The following is a 1,559-nucleotide window of genomic DNA, read 5'->3' as shown; positions in this document are numbered from 1 at the left end:
CGCCTGTCCATCCAAGGCCGACAATCAGGACATCGACAGCGTTGAGTTTGGTGGCCATGTCATAGTCTCCTTTTCCGTCGGCTAGATGAGGTCCTGGATGCCTTTGGGTTCAGCCTTGTAGGGCCTGTTCCGGAAGGGTCCGATCTTGTCCATGTACATGGCGTCTGCGCCTGGGAACCCGATCATCTTCCAGGCCGCCCTGTCCTTGTTGCCGCCATACATCGGGTCGGCGAAATAGCCCTCGATCGTCAGCTGAAGCAGCAGTCCGAAGAAGGTCGCGGTCGGCACGGTTGGGAGCTCGACCTTCTCGCTCTCGAGATCGGCCAGCACCACGGCACGATCTTTTGGCGAAAGGCCGTCGAAGGTACTCTTGTGGTTTTTCTGCACGAAGGCATTGACGTCGGCGATGCCGGCCCGGATCAGTTCCGATGGCGTCATCGGCAATTGATAGCCCTGCTCGGGCGTACCCTCGCCAAATGGTCCTTCCAGATACAGGCGGTCACCCTTGCCGTATCCACCCGCCATCTGCCGGTCGATGTAGGTCGCAACGCCAAGTTCCTTGGCGCCGGGGCCTGTTGAATCGCTTGGAAGGAGCGTATCGACTGCCGCTTCGATGAAGGCGGATTCGTCCACATTGAAGAATTCATAGCCAGAACCTCCAACATGAGGTGTGGTGGCGACGGTCACGTGGTGATGTTTTGTATCTGCGGCGGTCGCAGCCATGATTTCGTCCGCCGATGCGGATCCGCCAAGCGGCAGAGTACTCGCTGCCGCTCCGGCAGCTCCGGCCGCGCCGAACAGCTTCAGAAAGTCGCGCCGCCCCACATCGCCTTGGCTCTTTTCTCTCGTCGACATGATTACTCCTATGACGCTGCAGGCAAAACGATGGGGACGATGGAGAGAGCTTGCGCTCGCTCCAACCGGCGCTGCGCAGCATCCAGCGCTAAGCTTGGTGGATTTCCCCGAAGCCTAGTGCTCGCGCTTGCTATCTAGCAAACGAATTTAATCGACAAATCAGTGCAGTTTTTATGATAGATGGGAGCGTTGATTGCCATCGGACCGCCATATCGCTCGCTCGGATGGCCGCGTCGAGAAATCCGGAGGGTTTATTTCGGAGAGCAATTTAATTGACAATTAAACGCAATTTTTATGTTACGATAGCCTATGGATGTCGAGCTCGCCCGCTCTTTTCTTGAGATTGTTTCCAGCGGAAGCTTCATTCGAGCTTCAAGGCGTTTGAATGTTGCTCAGACGACCGTGAGCGCACGAATTCGCAGCCTTGAGCAACAACTTGGTCGCCCTCTTTTCGTCCGGAACAAAGGCGGAGCTTCGCTCACTCCCGCCGGCGAGCAGTTTCTTCGCCACGCTCCGATGTTCGTCCAGCTATGGCAGCGCACGCTCCATCAGGTTGCTGTCCCGCCCGGCCGTCGTGCTGTTCTGACCGTCGGCAGCGAAGTCAGTCTTGCTCAACCTCTTCTGCTTGACTGGGTTCGATGGATGCGTCGATCCCTTCCGGATATCGCACTTCGGGTACACGTCGATGTGCCGCAGGATTTGAT

2 protein-coding genes are annotated in these 1,559 nt (G+C 57.2%); one reads left to right on the top strand and one right to left on the bottom strand.

Annotated elements, in window-relative coordinates:
* Nucleotides 1-81: 81 nt before the first annotated feature.
* The gene (locus AC1DZP_RS36130) at nt 82-855 is read right to left on the bottom strand and encodes a gluconate 2-dehydrogenase subunit 3 family protein (RefSeq protein WP_477309127.1); all 774 of its coding nucleotides are present in this window, start codon (nt 853-855) and stop codon (nt 82-84) included.
* A gap of 309 nt (nt 856-1,164) precedes the next feature.
* Between AC1DZP_RS36130 and AC1DZP_RS36125 the strand changes: the two genes are divergently transcribed.
* Nucleotides 1,165-1,559, top strand: a 395-nt coding sequence (locus tag AC1DZP_RS36125) for a LysR family transcriptional regulator (RefSeq protein ID WP_477309125.1), incomplete at its 3' end; no start/stop codon positions are given.

The sequence above is a fragment of the Mesorhizobium sp. P2_F8 genome, assembly GCF_056403655.1.
The sequence above is the reverse complement of the archived record's forward strand: the minus strand, read 5'-3'. Positions and strand labels throughout refer to the sequence as shown.